Origin of the sequence: Micromonospora arborensis (assembly GCF_003205615.1) — a bacterium.
Classification (GTDB): Bacteria; Actinomycetota; Actinomycetes; order Mycobacteriales; family Micromonosporaceae; genus Micromonospora; species Micromonospora arborensis.
The window spans coordinates 210,157-230,280 of sequence record NZ_PYBV01000009.1 but is presented as its reverse complement, the minus strand read 5'-3'; the positions used below and the strand labels follow the sequence as shown (position 1 = coordinate 230,280).

Here is a 20,124-nt window from a genome sequence, read left to right as displayed (position 1 = left end):
GGTCAGCCTCCCAGCTCGGCCGGTCGGCCCGCCGACTTGGGTTGGGTGCGGTCCAGCTCGGCGTGGATGATCAGGCGCTGGTAGTTGTCGAACTTCGGGTTGCACGTGGTCAGGGTGAGCATCCGCTTGGTCGGCTTCTTGTCCGGCTCGCCGGGCACCGGCGCCACCACCTCGACCTGGGTCGGCTTGACGATCCGTGACCGCGACACCCGGTAGACGTACCAGTCGGTCTTGCTCTCGACCACGATCGCGTCGCCCTCGTCGAGCTCGTCCAGCCGCCAGAAGGTCGCCCGGTTGCGGTGGCCGGCGACGGAGAAGTTGCCCACCTGGCCGGGCAGCGCGCTGCCCGGGTAGTGGCCCGGGGCGTAGCGGATGTCGGCCTGGGTGACGCCCTCGACCACGACCCAGTTCTTGTCGAGCTTGGGGATGTAGAGACCTGCGAGCGGCTTGCCGCGTACCGGTGGCGACGGTTTGACGCTCGGGCCGGCCGCCGTCGGGGCGACCGTCGGGTCGTCGGTCGGGCCCCAGGCCTGGTTCAACTGGGTGTTGAGGTCGTTCTGGTGGGCGTCGACGATGGCCGACTTGCCCCAGACCTCGTAGCCGGCGAAGAGCAGCACCACCAGGCCGAAGGTGATCAGGACTTCGCCGGTGACGCGGACGCCGGTGCGCAGCCGGGAGCCGAGCGACGGGCGGGTGAGCTCGGAGTAGACGCTCTTGTAGCCCTCGCCGGTCTGGTGCGGCCGGAGTTGGACCACCCGCTCTCCGCGCCGGGGCCGCGGAGGCTCGGCGGGGTTGTCACCGCCACCGGTCGGCCCGTCGGGGACCGCTGAGCGGGGGACGGCACCCATCAGTTGGGTCGAGTCGCTGGTTGGCGGCCGGGTGGTGGGTGTGGCGGGCACGGCCGGGATCAACGCGGTGGCGGCAGGGTCGGCAACCCGGTCCGGCCCACTGGGAGGGACACGGCCTGGCCCAGTTTGAGGGACACGGCCTGGCCCGGCCGGAGAGAGGCTGTCCTGCCCAGTCGCCGGGACGGAGTGCGGGGCGGCCGGTGAGACCGGCGCGGCAGGTGAGCCGGTCGGTCGGGTGGGCCGGGCGGCGATCTGGGGGATGAACGCGGTCGGCGAGTCGGCAACCGGCGGCGTCGGAGGACCGGACGGGGCCGGCTGGTTCGGCGTGCCGGAGGTTGCCGGCCGGGTCGGCATCCCACCGGGCGTGCCCGGGACGGTCGGGGTGTTGCCGGGGGTGGCGGGCCGAACCGGGCCCTGGTTGGTCGCGGCCGGCCGGCCGGGAGCGGCGGCGGGGGGCAGGCCGGCCCCCCCGTGCGTGCCTGAGGCGGGGGCGGGGTTGCCGCCCGTCCACGGCGGCGGAGCTTCGCCACCCTGGCGGCCCGGCGTGTGGGTGGGGTCGGCGGTGCGCGGAGGCTCCGGCGTGGCCGGCGGGCGCGACGCGCTGGGCCGCGCGGGCAGCACCGGCTCGGGCCAGTTGCCGGCCGGGGTCGGTCGACCAGGTGCCGGCTCAGGCCGGTCGACCTTGGGCAGAAAGGCGGTCTGATCGTCGGTCTGATCGCGGTGTCGTCCGTCGCGACGCTCGTCCGGGCTGCTCACTTGAGTACCTTCGCGGAGCGGAGGGAGGTCGAGTCTTCGAATGCGGGAACTCGCACCGTGGAGGCCGTCTCCTCGTAACCGAGCTGGTAGTCGTCGACCGCGTCCTTGAACAACCGGACTCCCTCAGAGCTGGCGAGGGCCTGCTGAAGAGCAGCGGGATCGCCGATTGCCACGATCTTGAACGGTGGGGAGTACACCCGGCCATGAAGCAGCAGGGTGTTACCGACGCAGCGTACCGCGCTGGTGGTGAGCACGCGGACGTTCATGATTGACATGGCCTCCGCCCCGCCGGACCAGAGCGCGTTGACCACTGCCTGCACGTCCGCCTGATGCACCACCAGGTCGTCGTTGCTGGCGTCAGACTGGGTCCGGTCGAGTTGGGGCGCGTCGTTCAGCTCGACCGTGACCCCGGGCCCGCTGAGGGCGGTGAACCCGGCGGCCTGGAGGTTGCCCTGTGCGCGCTCCTGCTGATCCTTGATCGGGGCGTCCGAACCGGCCAGCGTGTTGGTCCGTTGCTCGACCTCGCCGCGCAGCGTGGCGGCGCGGCGTTCGCTCGCCGCCACCTGCTCGCGCCGGTCCTCGATGAGCTGGTTGAGCTGGGGCCGTCGGTCCTCGCGCAGAGCGGTGCCGTCGGCGGTGGTGGCGCTGGTGGTGAAGAGCAACCCAGCCGCGGCGGCGATCAGGGGCACCCCGATCGACCAGCCCGGTCGGCGTTGACGCGGTCGCCGGGGCAGCAGCCCGGCAGCGGCCCGTCGGAGGACCTTCTGCCAGGAGGTTGCGCCGGATGTGTACTCCACCGAGCGTTCCTTCCGCGTGTCGGGGATCGGTCCGTGCCGGCCGGGCCGGTGATGCGAACAGTCCCGCCTCTTTCGGTCACTCCGTGCACCGGCCTGACCCCATTCGTGGTCCGGGCGGCCAATCGGGACTACGCTAGCTCTCGAACATTATTGGCCATGGACCGTCGCCCCCGCGCCCGGTTGTCAGGCCGGACGAGGTCGTCACCCCTCTGGAGAGCGCCGTGCCCAAGTCTCAGGTCCGTAAGAAGAAGGTGTACACCCCGCCGACGGACGTCCGTCCGACGACGACGGCGTCGTCGCGCAAGCCTAGCCCGGTGTGGTTGCCGGTCACCGCCGTCGCGTTGATCGTCGTCGGGATCGGCTGGCTGGTGCTCTACTACCTGTCCGAGCAGGAGTACCCGGTCATGGCGTGGGGTTACTGGAACCTCGCGGTCGGCTTCGGCGCGATGGTCGCCTCGCTGGCGTTGCTCTCCCGCTGGCGCTGAGCAGGCTCGGCGCTGTCGCGTCGATGGTTCCTTGTCACCCCACCCAGCCCCTGCCCGGCAGGATCGGGTGGGGCCCCCTATGGTGTCCGCAGGCAGCGTGGCCTACTGCGAGATGACTCACGTTACTGCTGGGTAACCTTCGCGTAGGCTGCACTGCATGACCGAGCGAGAGCGAGGTCATCAGGCAGCAGACCGGGGAGGCCAACTCGATGGGCAGCGTCCAGATCGTCACCACGATCCTCGCAGCCGCCGTCACCGCCGTGGCGGTGTGGCTTGCGGTGCGTGCGGTCCTGAAGATGGTGGCAGTCATCCGGCTCGGCCAGCCCGCGCCGGAGCGGTTCTCCGACAAGGTCACCCGCGCCAGGACCATGCTGGTGGAGACGGCCGGCCACACCCGGATGCTCAAGTGGGGCGTGGTGGGTGCCGCGCACTGGTTCGTGATGGTCGGCTTCATCGTGCTGTCGCTGCTGGTGCTCGAGGCGTACTTCGAGGTGGCCACCACGGACGGTGGCTTGCCGATCATCGGGCACTGGACGATCTTCGGCCTGGTCACCGAGATCATCGGGGTGCTGGGTCTGGTCGGCATCCTGGTGCTGATGGCGATCCGGCTCCGCAACCGGCCGACCCGGCCGGGTGGACGGTCCCGGTTCACCGGCTCGACGATGTGGCAGGGCTACTTCGTCGAGTGGATCGTGCTGCTGGTCCTGATCTTCGGGTTCGTGATTCGCGGCTTCAAGGTCGCCACCGACCACTTCGAGTTCCCGTTCTGGGCCACCCCGGTCAGCCACGCGGTCGGCGCGGTGCTGCCGGACTGGCCGGACGGGGTCAGCGTCGCCGCCGCGATCAAGATCATTATTTCGATGACCTGGCTGATCGTCATCTCCCTGAACGTCACCATGGGCGTCGCCTGGCACCGCTTCCTGGCGTTCCCCAACATCTTCTTCAAGCGCGAGCCGGCCCGGCCGGCCGGATCCGGCCTCGGCGCGCTGCGTCCGATGATGAGCCAGGGCAAGCCGCTCGACTTCGAGGAGGCCGACCCGGAGTCCGACCAGTTCGGTGTCGCCCAGGTCGAGCAGTTCAGCTGGAAGGGTCTGCTGGACTTCAGCACCTGCACCGAGTGCGGTCGCTGCCAGTCGCAGTGCCCGGCCTGGAACACCGGCAAGCCGCTGTCGCCGAAGCTGCTCGTGCTGAGCCTGCGCGACCACGCGTACGCCAAGGCGCCCTACCTGCTGGCCGCCGGCGGCAAGGACCTGACCGGCGAGGAGAAGGCCACTCAGGCGCAGCTCGCACACCTCGACGTACTGGCCCTGGCCGAGGCCGACAAGCCGTTGATCGGCACCGCCGAGGAGGGCGGTGTCATCGACCCCGACGTGCTCTGGTCGTGCACCACCTGCGGCGCCTGTGTCGAGCAGTGCCCGGTGGACATCGAGCACGTCGACCACATCGTCGACATGCGCCGCTACCAGGTGCTGATCGAGTCGAGCTTCCCCTCCGAGGCCGGCGTGATGCTGCGCAACCTGGAGAACAAGGGCAACCCGTGGGGCGCTCCGCAGAACACCCGGGAGGACTGGACCAAGGGCCTGGACTTCGAGGTGCCCCGGGTCGGCGAGGTGGACGACTTCGAGTACCTGTTCTGGGTCGGCTGCGCCGGTGCGTTCGAGGACCGGGCCAAGAAGACCACCCGGGCGGTGGCCACGCTGCTCAACGAGGCGGGCGTGAAGTTCGCGATCCTGGGCGAGGGCGAAACCTGCTCCGGCGACCCGGCGCGGCGGATCGGCAACGAGTTCGTCTTCCAGATGCTCGCCCAGCAGAACGTGGAGACGCTCAACGAGGCGTTCGAGGGTCGGGAGAAGGCCAAGCGAAAGATCGTCGCGACCTGCCCGCACTGCTTCAACACCCTGGGCAACGAGTACGGCCAGCTCGGCGGCGAGTTCGAGGTGGTCCACCACACCCAACTGCTGGCCCACCTGGTCGCCACCGGCAAGCTCACCCCGGTGCAGCCGGTCGACGGCGGTGTCACCTACCACGACCCCTGCTACCTGGGTCGGCACAACCGGATCTTCGCGGCCCCCCGCGAGGTGCTCGGCGACGCCATCGCGGGCGAACTCACCGAGATGCCGCGCAACAGTGAGCGCTCCTTCTGCTGCGGTGCCGGCGGTGCCCGGATGTGGATGGAAGAGAAGATCGGCAAGCGGATCAACGTGGACCGGGTCGAGGAGGCCATGGCCACCGGGGCCAGGACGGTCGCCGTCGGCTGCCCCTTCTGCTCGACGATGCTCAACGACGGGGTCAACGGCAAGGGCGCCGGCGAGCAGGTCGAGGTGGTCGACGTGGCGAGTGTGCTGCTCCGTTCGGTCAAGCCGGAGCAGCCGCAGGACGGCAGGGAAGCCGCGCCGATCGGCGGCTGAGCGCGTACACCTGGGATCTGTTCATCGACGGCGGCGGCCCGGTGCGGGCCGCCGCCGTCGTGCAAGAATCTCGCCGAGGTGAGGCGACATCGACGGCCTGCTCTTGACGACGCTGTTGCCCCTGGTCGGGTTCGTTGCGCTGACCGCGGGCAACGCGTTCTTCGTCGCGGCCGAGTTCGCCCTGGTCACCGTCGACCGCGCGGAGATCGACCGGCGGGCCGCCGCGGGCGACCAGGCCGCCCTGACGGTACGCACGGCGCTGCGCGAACTCTCCTTCCAGCTCTCGGGTGCGCAGCTCGGGATCACCATCACCGCCCTGCTCACCGGCTACCTGGCCGAGCCGGCCCTGGCCCGGCTCTTCACCCCGCTGTTGCGCCCGATCGGCTCGGACGCCGCCGAGCGGTTCACCCCGTTCCTCGCGTTGGCCCTGGCCACGCTGATCTCCATGCTCTTCGGTGAGTTGGTGCCGAAGAACGCGGCGCTGGCCCGGCCCATGCCGGCGGCGCTCGCCACGGCCGGTCCGATGCACACCTTCTCCCGGACGTTCGGCTGGGTGATCCGGGGGTTGAACGGCTCGGCGAACCGGCTGGTCCGGGCGTTCGGCGTGGAGCCGCAGGAGGAACTGGCCAGTGCCCGCTCGCCGGAGGAGTTGGGCCTGCTGGCGGCCATCTCGGCCCGGGCCGGTGCGTTGCCGACGGACACCGCGATGCTGCTGCGCCGCACCATCCGGTTCGGTGACAAGCGGGCCGCCGAGGCGATGACCCCCCGGGTGGACGTGGTCGCGCTGCGCGTCACGGCCACCGTGGCCGAGTTGCTGGAGCAGTCCCGGCAGACCGGACGGACCCGCTTCCCGGTGTACGAGGAGACCCTGGACCTGGTGACCGGCGTGGCCGGTGTGCCCGACGCGCTGGGCGTGCCGCTGGCCGACCGGGCGTCGACCATTGTCGGTTCGGTGGCCCGCGAGCCGGTGTACGTACCGGAGAGCCTCAACCTCGACGGCGTGCTGGCGGCGTTGAAGGCGGCCGGGGCCGACCTGGCCATCGTCGTCGACGAGTACGGCGGCACGGACGGCGTGGTGACGATCGAGGACCTCGTCGAGGAGTTGGTCGGGGAGATCGCCGACGAGTTCGACCCGGCGAGCGTGGACGACGCCGACCCGGTCGAGCTGACCGTGCCGGGCGGTGAGCGCACCGTCCTGGTCGACGGGGTACTCCGCTCCGACGAGGTGGCCGAGCAGACCGGCTTCCGGCTGCCCGAGGGGCCGTACGAGACGCTGGCCGGCTTCCTGATGGCTCAGCTCGGGCACATTCCGTTGGCCGGCGAGACGGTCGAGGCGGGCGGCTGGGAGTTCACCGTGGTGGAGGTGGAGCGGCACCGGATCGAGCAGGTCCGGGTGCTGCGCCCGGCGGAGCCGGACGACGATGACTGAGCTGCTGGTGACCGTGCTGCTGCTGCTCGGCAACGGGTTCTTCGTGGGCAGTGAGTTCGCGCTCATCGCGTCCCGCCGGACGGTGATCGAGCCGTTGGCCGCCGGGTCGAAGCGTGCCCGGTGGGCGTTGTCGGCGATGAACCAGATCCCGTTGATGATCGCCGGTGCGCAGCTTGGCATCACCGTCTGCTCGCTGGGCCTGGGCGCGATCGCCGAGCCGGCGTTGGCGCACCTGCTGGAGCCGCCGTTCCACGCGGCCGGCCTGCCCGAGCGGGCGGTGCACCCGGTGGCGTTCGTGCTGGCTCTGGGCGTGGTGGTGTTTCTGCACACGGTCGTCGGCGAGATGGTCCCGAAGAACATCACGCTGGCCGGTCCGGAGGTCTCCGCACTCTGGCTCGGCCCGGCGATGCTGGCGTTCTGTGTGGCCACCAAGCCGCTGCTGCTCGCGATGAAGTGGGCGGCCCGCCGGGTGCTCGCCCTGTGGCGGATCGAGGCGTCCGAGGCGGTGAAGACGGTGTTCACCGCCGAGGAGTTGGCCGGGCTTGTCTCGCAGGCGCGTACCGAGGGGTTGCTCGACGAGGAGCAGCACGATCGGATCACCGGTGCTCTGGCCCTGCACAGCCGCACCGCGGCGGACGCGTTGCAGCCGTGGTCGACGGTGGTGACGGTGGCCGAGGACGTGTCGCCGGCGTCGTTGGAGGTGTTGGCGACCCGGACCGGCCGGTCCCGCTTTCCGGTGGTGCAGCGATCGACCCGTCGGGTGCTCGGCTTCGTGCACGTCAAGGACGTGCTCGGGTACGCCGGGCAGGGGCGCCGATCGCCCGTGCCGGCGGAGGTCTACCGGCCGCTGGCGGTGGTGCCGCCGGAGCGTACGCTGGCCGACCTGCTGCTGGCCATGCGCCGCGAGCGGCGGCACATGGTGCTGGTCAGCGATGGTCGGCGCCCTCTCGGTGTGGTCACACTCGATGATGTATTGACCGCAATCGTTGGGTGACGGGCCAATACCCTTGGTGTGCAAGCGGTTGCACGACAGTGATGGTGATGGTGCTCGCCTTGATTACCGCCCCGACCTTCCCTAATGTGAGGCACCGACCGCTGTAGGTCGTCTGCCTCGGCCTTCCCTCACGCGAGGCGCCCGGCGGTCGGTTGCAAAGGAGTCGGTGCCGGTGGCAACCATGCCCCCTCATCGTCACGACCTGAAAGTGTCTGCTCGGCCGGGTGGCCTGCGCCGCGCTGCCCATCGCCTGCTTGTCCTGGTCGCCGCCGCGGCAGTCGGCGCCGGTCTGCTCAGCGCGCCGGCACACGCCGCGCCCTCGGTCGACGAGATCGAGGCGCAGATCGACAAGAAGTGGGAGCAGCTGGAGCCCACCATCGAGCAGTACAACAAGGTCAGGGCGCAGCTGAAGGTCAATCGGCAGAAGTCGACGGACCTGCAGAAGAAGATCGAGCCGCTGTCGCTGCAGAGCGAGCTGGCGCTCAACCGGGTCGGCGATCTCGCCTCCCGCTACTACATGTCGGGCCCGTCGCACGATATCGGCGCGCTGCTGGTCAGCGCCAAGCCGGACACGCTCACCGAGCAGCTCACCGTCCTCGACCGGCTGGCCGCGCAGGAGCACAAAGAGGTCGAGGGCGTGCTGGCCGTGCGGGCCAAGTACGACGGCGAGAAGCAGAAGCTCGATGCGCTGATCGCCACCCAGACCAAGCAGCAGAACGAGCTGGCCGCCAAGAAGAAGCAGATCGACGCCGATATCAAGCAGCTCGAGGCGTCGATGCCCAAGACCACGGTCGTGACCGCGGCCTGCCCGACCATCAACGGAGTGGTCAGCTCGGCCGCCCGTACCGCGATCAGGACCGCCTGCGGCAAGGTCGGCAAGCCGTACGTCTGGGGCGCCACCGGCCCGAACTCGTTCGACTGCTCGGGACTGACCCAGTACGCCTACAAGGCGGCCGGGATCTACCTCACCCACTTCACCGGTGACCAGTGGAACGAGGGCAAGGCCGTCTCACGAGCCGATGCCCGCCCCGGTGACCTGGTCTTCTTCTTCTCCGGCCTGAGTCATGTCGGGCTCTATCTGGGCAACAACCAGATGGTGCACGCCCCTCGGGCCGGTAAACCCGTGCAGGTGTCCAGCATCAACACCATGCCGGTCGCCGGGTTCCGCAGACCCGGCTGATCACCCAGGCACGACGACGGCCCCCGGTCACCGACCGGGGGCCGTCGTGGTTTCTCAGCGGGGGGCGCCCAGCGGGGACGGCAGCAACTGCACGTCGGCCAGGTCGACGTACATGATGCGGTGGCCGAACTGGATCTGCGCGTACCGGTTCTTGCCGCGGATCACCGTCCAGTCGCCGGGCGAGGAGCCGTCGACCGTGCTGGCCCGGTAGTACTCGCCGGCCAGCACCGCGCCGACGGCGTACCGCTGCCCGGCGGCCAGGGTGTACTGCAGCGGCGAGATCTCCTGGTAGGGCACGCCGGCCGGGTAGGCCGCCTGCTCCGGGTACGCCCGCCCGTACACCGGGATCGTGGCCCGTCCGGGCTTCGGGGTGGCCACCAGGCCGACGGTCCAACTGGCGGTCGGCGCGGACGCCGGGTTGTGGAACCAGGCCCGTTGCCCGAGGTACCAGATGGCCGTCCAGTCGCCCTGCCGGCCAGCCAGCGCGTACGTCTGGCCGGCGGAGGCCCGGGCGCCGTGATCCGACACCTCCATGGTGTTCGGGGTGCCGTCGGGGCGCAGCGCGATGTCGTTGACCAGTGGCGCGTCCGCGGACGGCGCGGAGCGCAGCACCACCGCCGAGGAGCCGCGCGGCGCGCACGGCACACCGGCGGTGACGCAGCCGATGAACGCCGGCTGGTTGGTGGCGAAGTCCGGGTCGATCCGGACCAGACCGGTGGCCGGGGTGCCGGTGTCCAACCGTGGCGCGTGCAGCAGCTCGAAGTAGTGCGTCCAGTCCCAGTACGGGCCGGTGTCCCAGTGCATTCCGCGGACGGTCGCGGCGGTGGTGCCGGGCACGTTGTCGTGGCCGATGATGTGCTGGCGGTCCAGCGGGATGCCCAGCCGCAGCGCGAGGTGCCGGACCAGCTTCGCCGAGGTCCGATACATCGCCTCGGTGTACCAGGTGCCCTGCGCCGCGAAGCCCTCGTGCTCCAACCCGACCGACTTGGCGTTGACGTACCAGTTGCCGGCGTGCCAGGCGACGTCCTTGGTCTGGACGTGCTGGGCGACGTGCCCGTCCACCGAACGCAGCGAGTAGTGCCAGCTCACGTAGGTCGGGTCCTGCACGAGCTTCAGGGTGGTCGCCCAGCTCGCCTCGGTGTCGTGGATGACGATGTACTCGATCTTCTGCCGGCCGGGCCGGTCGGAGAGGTCGTGGTTGCCGTAGTCCCCGTCGCCGAACGCGGCGTAGGGGGCCGGAATCCATTCGCAGGAGATGGTGCGGGGGCATTCCAGCCCGTCCGGGCGGGCGAGGCGGCGCAGGCCCAGCCGGTCCAGCCAGGAACGCTCCGGCCGGATCGTCCGGGCCGGCAGCGTGATCCGCTGGCCGTCGTCGGTCACCCGCGACTCGCCGGTGCCGATGGTGGTGAAGACCTCGTCGGCGAAGGCCGCCGCGGCGTCGGCACTGTCCGCGCCGGCGTAGCGGGCCACCGCGCCGTACCAGGTGGCCGGGTCGGTGCCGGCACCGACCGGGGCGCCCAACTCGCGCTGGTACGACGCCAGCAGCGCCGCCCCGCCTCGGATGTTGACGTCGGCGTCGGTGCGCAGCGAGTCGGGAGCGGCGCCGGTCAGTGCGGCGGCGGCGTCCACGGTCTGCAACGCGGCGGCAGGTGGCGCGGGGTCGTCGGCCGGCCGGGGAGCGGGCGCGAGCGTGGGGCGGGACCCGTCGCCGCGTGGGTCCTCGGTGCCGGCGTCGTGGTGGCCACCCCCGGGCAGAGCGGCCACGTGTCGGGCGTCGGTCAGGTGCATCGGACCGTAGCCGCCGCTGGTGCTCGGTGTGCCGGCGTTGCTGTCCCAGCGGGACTCCAGGTAGGAGACGCCGAGCAGCACGTCGGTCGGTACGCCGTACTCGGCGGCTGCCGCGGCGTACTGCTGCTGACGGTCGGCCGTGGGTGCGGCGGCCGCGCCGGCGGGTGGCGGTACGGCGGTCGCGGCGGCGACCACGGCGGCGGCGAGCAGTGCGCGCCGGCCGGCGGACAGGGTTGGATGGTGCATCGAACCCCCTAGATTCCACGAATAAGGTGAGGTCACCTTCGCGCCGCCCGGGAGTCTGCGTCAATACCTTTCCATGCCTCGACGCGTCGAGAAAGAAATCTTCGCGTACGGCCCGTGACCCTCCCTGATCGGTACGGAGTGTCACGGCCGTACGGGTTGCGGATCGGTAACAGGCGTCTCTACTCTGGTCATTCGTCGGCCCGATAGCAGCTCCGCCCAGCCCGGGCGGTAACGGACCGACACCGCCGAGTCGTTTCCGAACGAACCGGGGACCCAGGTCCCCCGGGGTGAATCCGCAGCGATTGCGGTAGGGCGCCGACTTCCCGCCCGAACCCGTCAGCTAACCCGGTAGGCGGTCAGGAAGAAGGAGTACGGAACCCCGGTGGCACTCCATGCCCCGCGGCCGTCGTTCGGGCGGCCGGCATCAGCCGGCCCGACGTCGATCGTGCCGCGCCCACGCAGTTCCCGCTTCAGCACCGCTCTCGCCGCACTGATCGGCGTCGCCGTCGTCCTGACAGGCAGCGCCACGGCGGCCCACGCCGACCCGAGCGTCGCCGAGATCGAGCGTCAGATCGACGCCGACTGGAACAAGCTCGAACCGATCATCGAACAGCACAACGCCACCCGGGCCGACCTCGCCGTGAAGCGCAGGCAGGCCGACGCGGTGGCCGCCCGGATCGCCCCGCTGGAGCGTCAGGTCGACGCCGCGATGAACAAGGTCAGCGCCCTGGCCGTGCGCGCGTACAAGGGCGAGAACGTCGCGACCGTCAACGCGGTGCTGGGCAGCCGGTCACCCAGCGAGGTCGTCGGCCAACTCGAGATGCTCGACCGCTTCGCGCACAACCAGCAGCAGGACGTGCGGCAGGTGGCCGACCTGCGCGACGACCTGGCCGCGCAGAAGGCGCCGCTGGACGAGATGGTGGCCCAGCTGACCCGTACCGAGGCCCAGCTGGCCGCGAAGAAGAAGCAGATCAACGACGAGATCGACAAGCTGCAGAAGCTGCGCCTCAAGGTGTACGGCAACGGTGGCGGCGGCCCGCTGCGCCCGGCACCGTGCCCCGCCAGCTATCCCGGCGGCGCCGCGGGCACGGCGGTCAAGTTCGCCTGCGCCCAGATCGGCAAGCCCTACGTGTGGGGTGCCGAGGGCCCGAACTCGTACGACTGCTCCGGCCTGATGCTCGCCGCCTGGGCGAAGGCCGGCGTGTCACTGCCCCACAACGCCGCCGCGCAGAGCCGCGCGACCAAGAACGTCAGCAAGGCCGATCTGCGCCCCGGTGACCTGGTCTTCTACTACAGCGACATCCACCACGTCGGCATGTACGTCGGCAACGGCTGGGTGGTGCACGCCTCGCAGGCCGGTCAACCGGTCAAGATGAAGAAGGTCGACGACGGCCCGATCCACAGCTACGGCCGCCCAGGCTGATCGAGGGTGACCGAAGGGCCCGTCGCGATTCGTCGCGGCGGGCCCTCGTCGTTACGGATTCAGCGAGTTGGCCAGGTGCGCCAGTGCTGCCAGGCGCGACTCGGCGTCGGCCCCCGCTGGCCCTGGTAGCGCGAGCCGTAGACCACCGAGCCGTACGGGTGCTCAGCCGGCGAGGAGAGCCGGAAGATGCAGAGCTGCCCGATCTTCATGCCCGGCCAGAGGGTGATCGGCAGGTTCGCCACGTTGGACAGCTCCAGCGTCACGTGACCGGAGAAACCGGGGTCGATGAAGCCGGCGGTGGAGTGCGTGAGCAGCCCGAGCCGGCCCAGCGAACTCTTCCCCTCCAGCCGGCCGGCGAGCTGGTCGCCCAGCGAGATGACCTCCAGCGTCGAGGCGAGCACGAACTCCCCCGGGTGCAGCACGAACGGCTCGCCGTCGGGCACCTCGACCGCCGAGGTCAGGTCGTCCTGCTGCATCGCCGGGTCGATGTGTGTGTAGAGGTGGTTGTTGAAGACCCGGAACAGCCGGTCGAGTCGCACGTCGATGCTGGAAGGTTGAACCAGGGTGGGCTCGAACGGCTCCAGGCCCAGCGTGCCGGCCTTGATCTCGGAGACCAGGTCGCGGTCGGAGAGCAGCATCGGACCACCATAGCCGCGCCACCCAGAGCCATCGGATTCGGTGGCAGTGACCAGCGCGTCGAGGTCGCTGCTCGTACATTTGTTCGATAGAATGTCCACATGGCTTCCTGGTCCGAATTCGCCGCCGACGAGCCCCGACTCGCCGACGGGATCCGCGTTCTCCTCCAGCAGTACGGGCCGGGCTTCGGCTACCTGGCCACGGTCCGCGCCGACGGCGGGCCCCGGGTCCATCCGGTCTCGCCGGTCATCACCGACGAGGGCCTGTTCTGCTTCATCATCGACTCTCCGAAACGCCGTGACCTCGAACGCGACGGCCGTTACGCGCTCCACTCGTTCCCGCCGGAAGAGAGCGACGACGAGGCGTACGTGGCGGGTCGTGCCCGCCCGGTCACCGATCCGGCGCGGGTGGCCCGGTTGGCGCAGGGCGCCCGCGCCGAGCCGCAGGTCGACTGGCAACTGTTCGAGTTCACCGTCGACGTGGCGATGCTGACCCGCCGTGAGCAGCACATCGCCGGCATTCCGGGCCTCAGCCCGGGCCGGCCGGCTGTCCGGGTCTGGCTCGACCCGCACGCCCCGTCGGCGGCGGCCGCGCCGCTCGCCGTACCGCAGACGCGCCCTACCCGGCTCAGCCGCGACGTCCAGTGCACGGCCGCCTGACCTCGGTCGGGTCCTGGTCCGAGGCGCCGGTGCCGACCCCGTCGTGACGGGGCCGGCACCGGGTGTACGCGCGAGAGCAGCACCACGCGGGGGTGCCTGGGTGCACATGCCGGGCGACTCGGGTACAGTGGTGCCGCTTGCGGGTGTAGTTCAATGGCAGAACATCAGCTTCCCAAGCTGACAGTGCGGGTTCGATTCCCGTCACCCGCTCCACCCTGAGGCCCCAGCCAGGATCGGTTTCCTGGCTGGGGCCTCAGTCGTCGCTATCGCTTCTTGCGTTTGTCGTGCCCGCTGCCTCTCCGGCGCTACGCCGCCGGCACGGTGATCGTGATGCCGGTGACGGCCTTACCCGCGGTGGTGTGGATGAGGTTCGGGTACGCCACCCGGCCGTCGCCCACGCTGTAGAGGAGCCGCACGTCCTGCGTGTTGAGGCCCTTCATGGTGAACGTGCCGTCCGAGCGGACCGACGGCTGGATGCCTGCCCAGTCGCCGGTCGTCGCGTCGACAGCGGTGATGCCCACGCACGTCAGGCAGGTGCCGTCAGGCACGGTGACGGTGCCGCTGATCGTGCCCGTGGCCGGCAGCGCCGCATCCAGCGTGACGGTTTCGCCGGCCACCACCTGCACCGGCGTCGCGGACGCTCGGCTCACCGCGTTGCCCGACCATGCCCAGGCGTGCTGGCCGTCGTACGCCGGGAAGGCCAGCTTCCACTGGTACGGGCCGAGGTTGCGGATCGTGTACTGACCGCCGTCGTAGGTGCAGTTGGCGTTGGGACCCTCGGTGTAGGAAAAGGCCGGCCCGGTCGGGGTCGGGCAGACGTCGCGCACGGCGGTTCCCGTCGCGGCGTCCCGCACGACGCCGGTCACGCTGCCGGCGCCGTCCAGCTTGACGGTCACCCGGATGCGCTCGCCCGGCACCGGCTTGAAGACCTTGGCCTTCGCCGGGTCGCCCGTGCCGCCACCGGTCTTCGAGACCCACTGTGCCCCGTGCTCCTCGTCGTACGGAGCGACGAAGAGCCGGAAATGCTCCTCGGCGAACAGGTTGTCGTAGTCCACCTCGGAACCGCATCTGCCGTTCTGGCCGACGTCGGTGTACACCGGGTCGGCCAGGGTGACGCAGGCGCCGTTGACCGGGTCGCCGGTGGCCGCGTCGACGAGGTCGACGTGCAGGCTTACCGACTTCTCCAGCTTGACGGTCGCCCGGGTCGTCTCGTTCTCGGTCACGGTCACCGGGCCGAACAGGCCGTTGACGTAGACCTTGTTGGGGTCGTAGCCGCCGCCGCGGTAGGTGCCGACCGGCATGTCCTGGAACCGGGCCCGGCCCAGTTCGTCGGTGCAGGTGGTGTGGAACGAGAACGGGCCGTCCTGCGGGTACCAGCAGTAGCCGGCGATCGCGGCGCCGGTCTTCTTGTCGACCGCGCGGACCATGAGGTTCCCGACCGGGGGCCGGGTGAGGTTGACGGTGGTCGTCTTGTTCGCCGTCACGGTGAAGGGGGGAGCGTCGTACTCGGACTCGACTCCGCCGTTGAAGAGCACCTGGCCGCTCGGGAAGGTGAACTGTGCCGTGTAGTTGGAGGTGGTCTCGATCCGCTCGAAGCGGTACCGCCCCTGGTTGTTGGTCACCGTGTCGGCCACCCAGTTGGCGCCGCGTCGCAGTTGGACCCCGACGTGGGCGATGCCCGCACCCTTCTGGTCCACCACCCGGCCAGCGACGTCGCCGTACTGGATGGGCATCAGCGGGATCTGGAGGGTGGCCGGGACCGTGATCAGGTCGGCCTCCCAGCTGTTCTGGTGGCCGTAGAGGTACTCCTCGACGTAACCGTTCGCGTTGACCTGGACGGTGTACTCGCCGGCCGGCGTGTCCGGGAAGGCGAAGCGCCCGTCGGTGTCGCTGTTGGTGAAGTTCCAGTTGGAACCGTCCTGCTGCTGGATCACGATCCCCGCACCGGCGACGGGCTCGCCAGTCAACTTGTTGGTGATCGTGCCGTCCAGCCCGGCGGCCTCCGCCGCTTGCGCCGGCCCGGTGAGGCCCATGACGGCCATCAGCCCGGCCATCGCTGCGGCGCCTAGTGCGCGCAGCACCCTGCTATTCATGTTGTCCCCGTTTCTGCCAGGAGTCCACGCAGGACCCGACTTTCCGGTCGGATACATCACGCTCCATGGCTGGTGCCAGGACCGTATCAGTGGCCGGCGTCGCCGGCTGCTCCCCCGGACGGCGGGGAGGCCATCCGCCGGCTGGTCACCCGGGTGGGACCGTTGCCGGTCCTGTGACGTCGCACCGGGGTGCGAGGAGCGTCTTCATGCGTACGGCTTCGTTGTCTCGGGCGGCGCGCCCGTGTCGCGGATCGGTCACGCGGCCCCCCAGCAGACAGCGCGGTGGCGGGTAGCGTGCGCCCGCATGGAGGTCTTCCTGCTCTGGCACGTCCGCCACGCCCGGTGGCTCGACGGGCGACCGACAACGCACCGGGACGAAGCCTGCGAGCTGGTCTGGGACGAGGAAGACGGCGACGATCTCAAGATTCTGGGGGTGTACTCGTCGGAGGCACGAGCGGAGGAACGGATACAGCGAGCCAGGAAGTTGCCTGGCTTCCGCGACGAGCCCGACTGCTTCTACCTCAACCGCTACAGCCTCGACGAGGACCAGTGGAACGACGGTTTCGTTTCCATCGCCGCCGACGGTCAGGCCGACTGAAGGGCAGGTTCATCGCGGAGCGCAAGCCGGGCCGACCACGGGCCACGGTGGTGTCCGGGGCTGACAGTGCAGAGGCAGGGGTCGACATCGCGCACGGGCCCGTCCCGGTCGGCTGTTTCCTTGGCGAGCCGCCCCGGTTCGTCGACGAGCGAGCGCAGATCTGGTAACTCAGGCTGGCCCTGCGTTGGCGGCTCGAGCATCACACCCCCCCGGACAGTCACGGCGGCGCGGTGGTGGCGGGGTGCCTCGATTTCGTCGAGCAGTGCGGCCGCCGTTCGGCACGGCACAGTGTCGGCTCACGAGGGGTGGCAGAATACGCCGGTGTCAATATCTGTGGACGACTCTCCCAAGGCCCGCATCGTCGCGGCGTTACTGCGGGACGGCAACCGGCTACTGCTTTGTCACCGATCTCCCCAGCGCCGTTGGTACCCCGACGTTTGGGATCTGCCCGGTGGCCACGTGGAGCCCGGCGAACTTCCCGGCCGGGCACTTGCTCGAGAGCTCCGAGAGGAATTGGGCATCGACGTCGCGGCGCCGTTGGGTCCGCCCCTGCGAGAAGTTCACACCGACACGTTCGACATGCAAATCTGGCTGATCGAAGCGTGGACGGGGTCCCCGGTCAACGTTGCGCCAGACGAACACGATGCCGTCGCGTGGTTCACGGAAGACGCACTCGGAGACTTGTCCTTGGCTCACGACAGCTACCTTGCGATGTTCAACAGGGTGCTTGCCGAGCACCGGGCCTGATCATGGCCGAGCACGGCGTCATCGGCAGATCCGCCCTTTACCGCAGCATGTCCGCGTCGCCCGTTTCCTCGTCGACAGCTACCCGGACGGGCCATCCGAAGCTCACGATGTGGCAACGCCGCTCGCCGGTCGGGGTTGCCACCTGCTCGACCGTCACCTCTTGCACGCTTGGCAGTTCGCGCTGATCCGGAAGCTCCGCGTGGCGACCGGCCAGGAATCGGGTCGCTATCTGGACTGCCTCATCGGTGTCAACCACGAGAAGACCCTACGGCTCAAGGCAGGGCTCTCCTCGTATCGAAAGGCCCGCGCCAGCTCGGCTGCCTGCTCTCGGCGGTGAAGACGGGCACCTCCGGGGTGTCGTTCACCTCCGTGGAGATGGCCTATAGCTGGGACACCACCGGGGGCGGTGATCGTCGTACTGTTTTTCGATGGTGTCGGACCCGGTGCGCTACTACGACGATTTCCTGGCCGATCGGGACTGGCTCGCCGAAGGGCTGAGCTGGGCGGTTGTTCAGCCGGCCAGTGCCGAGGCCACTATCGACGGAGTAATCAAGCGCTTGCGGGCCAGGCGTGTCGAGCCGGGTGACAACAACCCCGGCGAACTCGCCGACCTGGCTCAGATTGGCCCGAATGTGGTGGTGTTCCAGGACGACGGCTGTGCGCTGAGCCGGCCTGAAGTCTTGCGCTGGCTCAGTGACGGCATGCGGGTGCACACGGTCGACTGGACCATCAACGGCAACGGCGGGGTCACCTACGCGGTGTACGGCAAGGTGCTTGCCTGGATGGACATGAACGATCCTGACCGGGGGCATGGCGATGACCCGTCCGTCTTCGCCGACGATCTGGAGGACGTGCGCGCCGCGCAGGGGACGGAGTACGTGACACCTGCGGTAATGGCGTTTGTCGAGCGGCGGACCGGCGTGCGGCTGCCGGCCGAGTGGATGAGCGACGAGGGGGCCGACCCGGAAGCCGGGCCGTGGGTGACGGTGCGGCTTGGCTCGTTTCCCTCTGACCCTAGGCCGCCATCGAACTTCGGTCACTACGAGCCCGATCTTGACGCGCGACTGCGGGCCGCGTCGGAGCCGGTGCGGCGGGCGGCACTGGCGCTTGCCTTGCGAGCCGTGACGAAGCGATTCAGGTTCAGCGATGACGATCTGGTGAGGCGGGCGGTGGAGGCCGTCGAGCGAGGCCTGACCCTGGACGAGGATGCCCGGTCGAGGATCGTCTACCTCAAGGCGCATGGTGCCGACGTGCGTGCCTGTTCGTCTGCTGTCCACGCCCTTTACGCGGCGATCGGCAATGGGGTGGCTGCGGTCGATGCGATGGGAGCCGCGCGGCATGCTGTCGTCGACGAATGGCCGGCATTGCGCCGGGACCTGTACCGCCTGGTCCGAGAGACTGGCTGACCGCGCCTCGAAGCCTCGGTGCATCTGTACCGCGAGAACCGGCGTTTTCGCTTGAAGTATATCCGTCGCGGATATAGTTTCGACTCATGGCGAGCACCAGAACCGACGGGCCCCTCACCCCTGCGGTGCTTCACATCCTGCTCGTGCTCTCGACCCAGGAACGCCATGGCTACGGGATCATGAAACAGGTCGAGTCCGACTCCGAGGGAAAAGTCAGGATGGGGCCAGGAACGCTTTATGGCTCGATCCGCCGGATGACCGAAGCGGGCTTGATCCGCGAGAGCGACAAGAAGATCGACCCGAACCTGGACGATGAGCGCCGCGTCTACTACGGCATCACCGCGCTCGGCCAACAGACCCTCGCAGCGGAGTTGCAGCGATACCGCCAGGTCGTCGCGGTCGCCCACGAGCGATCCCTCATACCCAAGGCAATGGGTGCCTGACATGGACGGACAGACGCGATATCGGCGCTGGTACCGAAGGCTGCTCGGTCTCTATCCGAGGCCGTACCGCGAACGCTTCGCCGACAGCATGGAGCAGACGTTCACCGACCTCTGCCGTGAACGGGCCGGAACCGAGGGCCGTGGACATGGCGCCTTCATCCTCTGGATCTTCACCGAAACTTTCGCGGGCATCATCCGGGAGCGCGCGACGGACCTTGCGAGGTGGACTATGGCCAGGAAAGCAACAAACGTCTTCAGGATCGTCAAGTACCTCGCGCTGGCCATCGGTGGCTTGTTGGTGGCGGGGATCGCCACGGTCATGGTGCTGGCGCGCGGCACCGGCGAAGACATCACAGGTGTCGTGGCGCCGGCCTTGCTGCTGACGCTTCTCTCGGTGGTGGCCGCCGCCGTCGCGGCCATCCTGCAAGGCGCGAGCGATCGTCGCAGGCACAGCGCAGGCGACGACCTGGCCGGCTGACGCCGTATCGGCCCTGTCGCCCGTCTTGGGCAGTCGGTTTCTCCACGTCACCGACGACGTACCCGGCACCTTTACGCCAGCATCACCATTCACGCACAACTGTCTTGTACGTTGGCCGCCGTGACCTTCGGCGCCGCGTTGCCTCGACATCGACAGCAGCTCACCTGGATGCCGATCCCGATCGCGGTGCTCAGCGCCGGACTGCTGATCAACGCAGCCGCGACAGTCTGGGATCTGCTCCACTTCAAAGAGCTGTTCAACTACGGCAGCAGCATGAACGGAGCGACCGCCTACCTGCTGGAGGGAGCCTTCGCCTACCTGCGGTTGGGTGTGACGGCGGTGCTGGTGCCGATCTTGTGGATCGCGGCACGACGGGCACGCGTCGCCGGATCGCGGTCGCCCGGAATCATCGGGCCGGTCTGCGGGTTGCTCGCCGCGTACGGCGTCGTCGGGGCGCTGGCCGCGCCGAACGACGGCAGCGATCCAAAGCGACTGGGCATCGTCCACGACGCCGGGGTGCCGAGCTGGATCAGCGCGACGGACGCCGCCGCACCGTACGCAGTCCTCATCGGTGCTGGGGGCGCGATGCTGCTGGTGCTATTGGCGATCATCACATGGGTGAGGACAAGTTTCCGGGGCGTGCCCGATGTAGGGGTCAGTACCGGTAGCGAGGCGCACTCGACGGACGACGTTATGCCGTGACTGCTTCG

At 69.5% G+C, this 20,124-nt stretch carries 19 protein-coding genes, 1 tRNA gene and 1 riboswitch; of the genes, 14 read left to right on the top strand and 6 right to left on the bottom strand.

Annotated features, from left to right (window positions below; genetic code table 11):
* Window positions 1-2 precede the first annotated feature (2 nt).
* Together C7C45_RS07490 and C7C45_RS07485 are read right to left on the bottom strand one after the other, a co-directional pair.
* Window positions 3-1,469 carry a class E sortase gene (locus C7C45_RS07490; RefSeq protein ID WP_425271121.1) on the bottom strand — a complete coding sequence of 489 codons (1,467 nt, stop codon included), beginning with the start codon at window positions 1,467-1,469 and terminating at the stop codon, window positions 3-5.
* A 131-nt stretch (window positions 1,470-1,600) separates the two neighbouring features.
* A complete protein-coding gene (locus tag C7C45_RS07485) occupies window positions 1,601-2,401 on the bottom strand; it encodes a DUF881 domain-containing protein (RefSeq protein WP_110562896.1) in 801 nt (266 codons plus the stop codon).
* A gap of 221 nt (window positions 2,402-2,622) precedes the next feature.
* Here C7C45_RS07485 and C7C45_RS07480 point away from each other — a divergent pair, with 221 nt between their 5' ends.
* From C7C45_RS07480 to C7C45_RS07460, 5 genes are all read left to right on the top strand, one after another.
* Window positions 2,623-2,886 carry a cell division protein CrgA gene (locus C7C45_RS07480; protein ID WP_030331997.1) on the top strand — a complete coding sequence of 88 codons (264 nt, stop codon included), beginning with the start codon at window positions 2,623-2,625 and terminating at the stop codon, window positions 2,884-2,886.
* Between the two features lie 209 nt (window positions 2,887-3,095).
* Window positions 3,096-5,294 (top strand): (Fe-S)-binding protein, encoded by a 2,199-nt coding sequence (locus C7C45_RS07475; RefSeq protein ID WP_110562895.1) that lies wholly within the window; start codon window positions 3,096-3,098, stop codon window positions 5,292-5,294.
* A gap of 103 nt (window positions 5,295-5,397) precedes the next feature.
* The gene (locus C7C45_RS07470) at window positions 5,398-6,723 is read left to right on the top strand and encodes a hemolysin family protein (RefSeq protein ID WP_244200276.1); all 1,326 of its coding nucleotides are present in this window, start codon (window positions 5,398-5,400) and stop codon (window positions 6,721-6,723) included.
* On the top strand, window positions 6,716-7,717 hold the full coding sequence (locus C7C45_RS07465; protein WP_110562894.1) for a hemolysin family protein: 1,002 nt from the start codon (window positions 6,716-6,718) through the stop codon (window positions 7,715-7,717). Before C7C45_RS07470 ends, C7C45_RS07465 begins: the two co-directional genes overlap by 8 nt.
* 166 nt (window positions 7,718-7,883) lie before the next feature.
* Window positions 7,884-8,897, top strand: coding sequence for a C40 family peptidase (locus C7C45_RS07460; RefSeq protein ID WP_110562893.1), 1,014 nt, complete (start codon window positions 7,884-7,886; stop codon window positions 8,895-8,897).
* A 54-nt stretch (window positions 8,898-8,951) separates the two neighbouring features.
* Here C7C45_RS07460 and C7C45_RS35500 read toward each other — a convergent pair whose 3' ends face one another.
* Window positions 8,952-10,931 carry an N-acetylmuramoyl-L-alanine amidase gene (locus C7C45_RS35500; RefSeq protein ID WP_110562892.1) on the bottom strand — a complete coding sequence of 660 codons (1,980 nt, stop codon included), beginning with the start codon at window positions 10,929-10,931 and terminating at the stop codon, window positions 8,952-8,954.
* A 233-nt stretch (window positions 10,932-11,164) separates the two neighbouring features.
* Window positions 11,165-11,300: riboswitch (cyclic di-AMP (ydaO/yuaA leader) on the top strand.
* A 13-nt stretch (window positions 11,301-11,313) separates the two neighbouring features.
* Between C7C45_RS35500 and C7C45_RS07450 the strand changes: the two genes are divergently transcribed.
* Complete coding sequence (locus C7C45_RS07450) at window positions 11,314-12,354, top strand: C40 family peptidase (RefSeq protein WP_110562891.1); 1,041 nt, start codon at window positions 11,314-11,316, stop codon at window positions 12,352-12,354.
* Between the two features lie 59 nt (window positions 12,355-12,413).
* On the opposite strand, the gene dcd is transcribed toward C7C45_RS07450, so the two are convergent.
* The gene (dcd, locus tag C7C45_RS07445) at window positions 12,414-12,992 is read right to left on the bottom strand and encodes a dCTP deaminase (RefSeq protein WP_030332009.1); all 579 of its coding nucleotides are present in this window, start codon (window positions 12,990-12,992) and stop codon (window positions 12,414-12,416) included.
* Window positions 12,993-13,091: 99 nt separating this feature from the next.
* On the opposite strand from dcd, the gene C7C45_RS07440 reads away from it, so the two are divergent.
* Window positions 13,092-13,649: a pyridoxamine 5'-phosphate oxidase family protein gene (locus C7C45_RS07440; protein ID WP_110562890.1), complete on the top strand. Its 558-nt coding sequence runs from the start codon at window positions 13,092-13,094 to the stop codon at window positions 13,647-13,649.
* 139 nt (window positions 13,650-13,788) lie between these two features.
* Window positions 13,789-13,862 (top strand) — tRNA-Gly (locus tag C7C45_RS07435).
* A 92-nt stretch (window positions 13,863-13,954) separates the two neighbouring features.
* Here C7C45_RS07435 and C7C45_RS07430 read toward each other — a convergent pair.
* Window positions 13,955-15,742: a carboxypeptidase regulatory-like domain-containing protein gene (locus tag C7C45_RS07430; protein WP_167454675.1), complete on the bottom strand. Its 1,788-nt coding sequence runs from the start codon at window positions 15,740-15,742 to the stop codon at window positions 13,955-13,957.
* A 304-nt stretch (window positions 15,743-16,046) separates the two neighbouring features.
* On the opposite strand from C7C45_RS07430, the gene C7C45_RS07425 reads away from it, so the two are divergent.
* Both C7C45_RS07425 and C7C45_RS07420 read left to right on the top strand, forming a co-directional pair.
* Complete coding sequence (locus C7C45_RS07425) at window positions 16,047-16,340, top strand: DUF7336 domain-containing protein (RefSeq protein ID WP_110562888.1); 294 nt, start codon at window positions 16,047-16,049, stop codon at window positions 16,338-16,340.
* 321 nt (window positions 16,341-16,661) lie between these two features.
* A complete protein-coding gene (locus C7C45_RS07420) occupies window positions 16,662-17,087 on the top strand; it encodes an NUDIX domain-containing protein (protein WP_110562941.1) in 426 nt (141 codons plus the stop codon).
* Between the two features lie 37 nt (window positions 17,088-17,124).
* On the opposite strand, the gene C7C45_RS07415 is transcribed toward C7C45_RS07420, so the two are convergent.
* The gene (locus C7C45_RS07415) at window positions 17,125-17,343 is read right to left on the bottom strand and encodes a hypothetical protein (protein WP_110562887.1); all 219 of its coding nucleotides are present in this window, start codon (window positions 17,341-17,343) and stop codon (window positions 17,125-17,127) included.
* 172 nt (window positions 17,344-17,515) lie between these two features.
* Here C7C45_RS07415 and C7C45_RS07410 point away from each other — a divergent pair, with 172 nt between their 5' ends.
* The 4 genes from C7C45_RS07410 (at window position 17,516) to C7C45_RS07395 (ending at window position 20,116) form a co-directional block, all read left to right on the top strand.
* The gene (locus C7C45_RS07410) at window positions 17,516-18,493 is read left to right on the top strand and encodes a hypothetical protein (protein WP_110562886.1); all 978 of its coding nucleotides are present in this window, start codon (window positions 17,516-17,518) and stop codon (window positions 18,491-18,493) included.
* Window positions 18,494-18,579: 86 nt separating this feature from the next.
* Window positions 18,580-18,936, top strand: coding sequence for a PadR family transcriptional regulator (locus C7C45_RS07405; RefSeq protein WP_110562885.1), 357 nt, complete (start codon window positions 18,580-18,582; stop codon window positions 18,934-18,936).
* A gap of 1 nt (window position 18,937) precedes the next feature.
* Window positions 18,938-19,414 carry a hypothetical protein gene (locus tag C7C45_RS07400; protein WP_110562884.1) on the top strand — a complete coding sequence of 159 codons (477 nt, stop codon included), beginning with the start codon at window positions 18,938-18,940 and terminating at the stop codon, window positions 19,412-19,414.
* Between the two features lie 120 nt (window positions 19,415-19,534).
* Window positions 19,535-20,116 (top strand): hypothetical protein, encoded by a 582-nt coding sequence (locus C7C45_RS07395; protein ID WP_244200275.1) that lies wholly within the window; start codon window positions 19,535-19,537, stop codon window positions 20,114-20,116.
* Window positions 20,117-20,124: the final 8 nt, after the last annotated feature.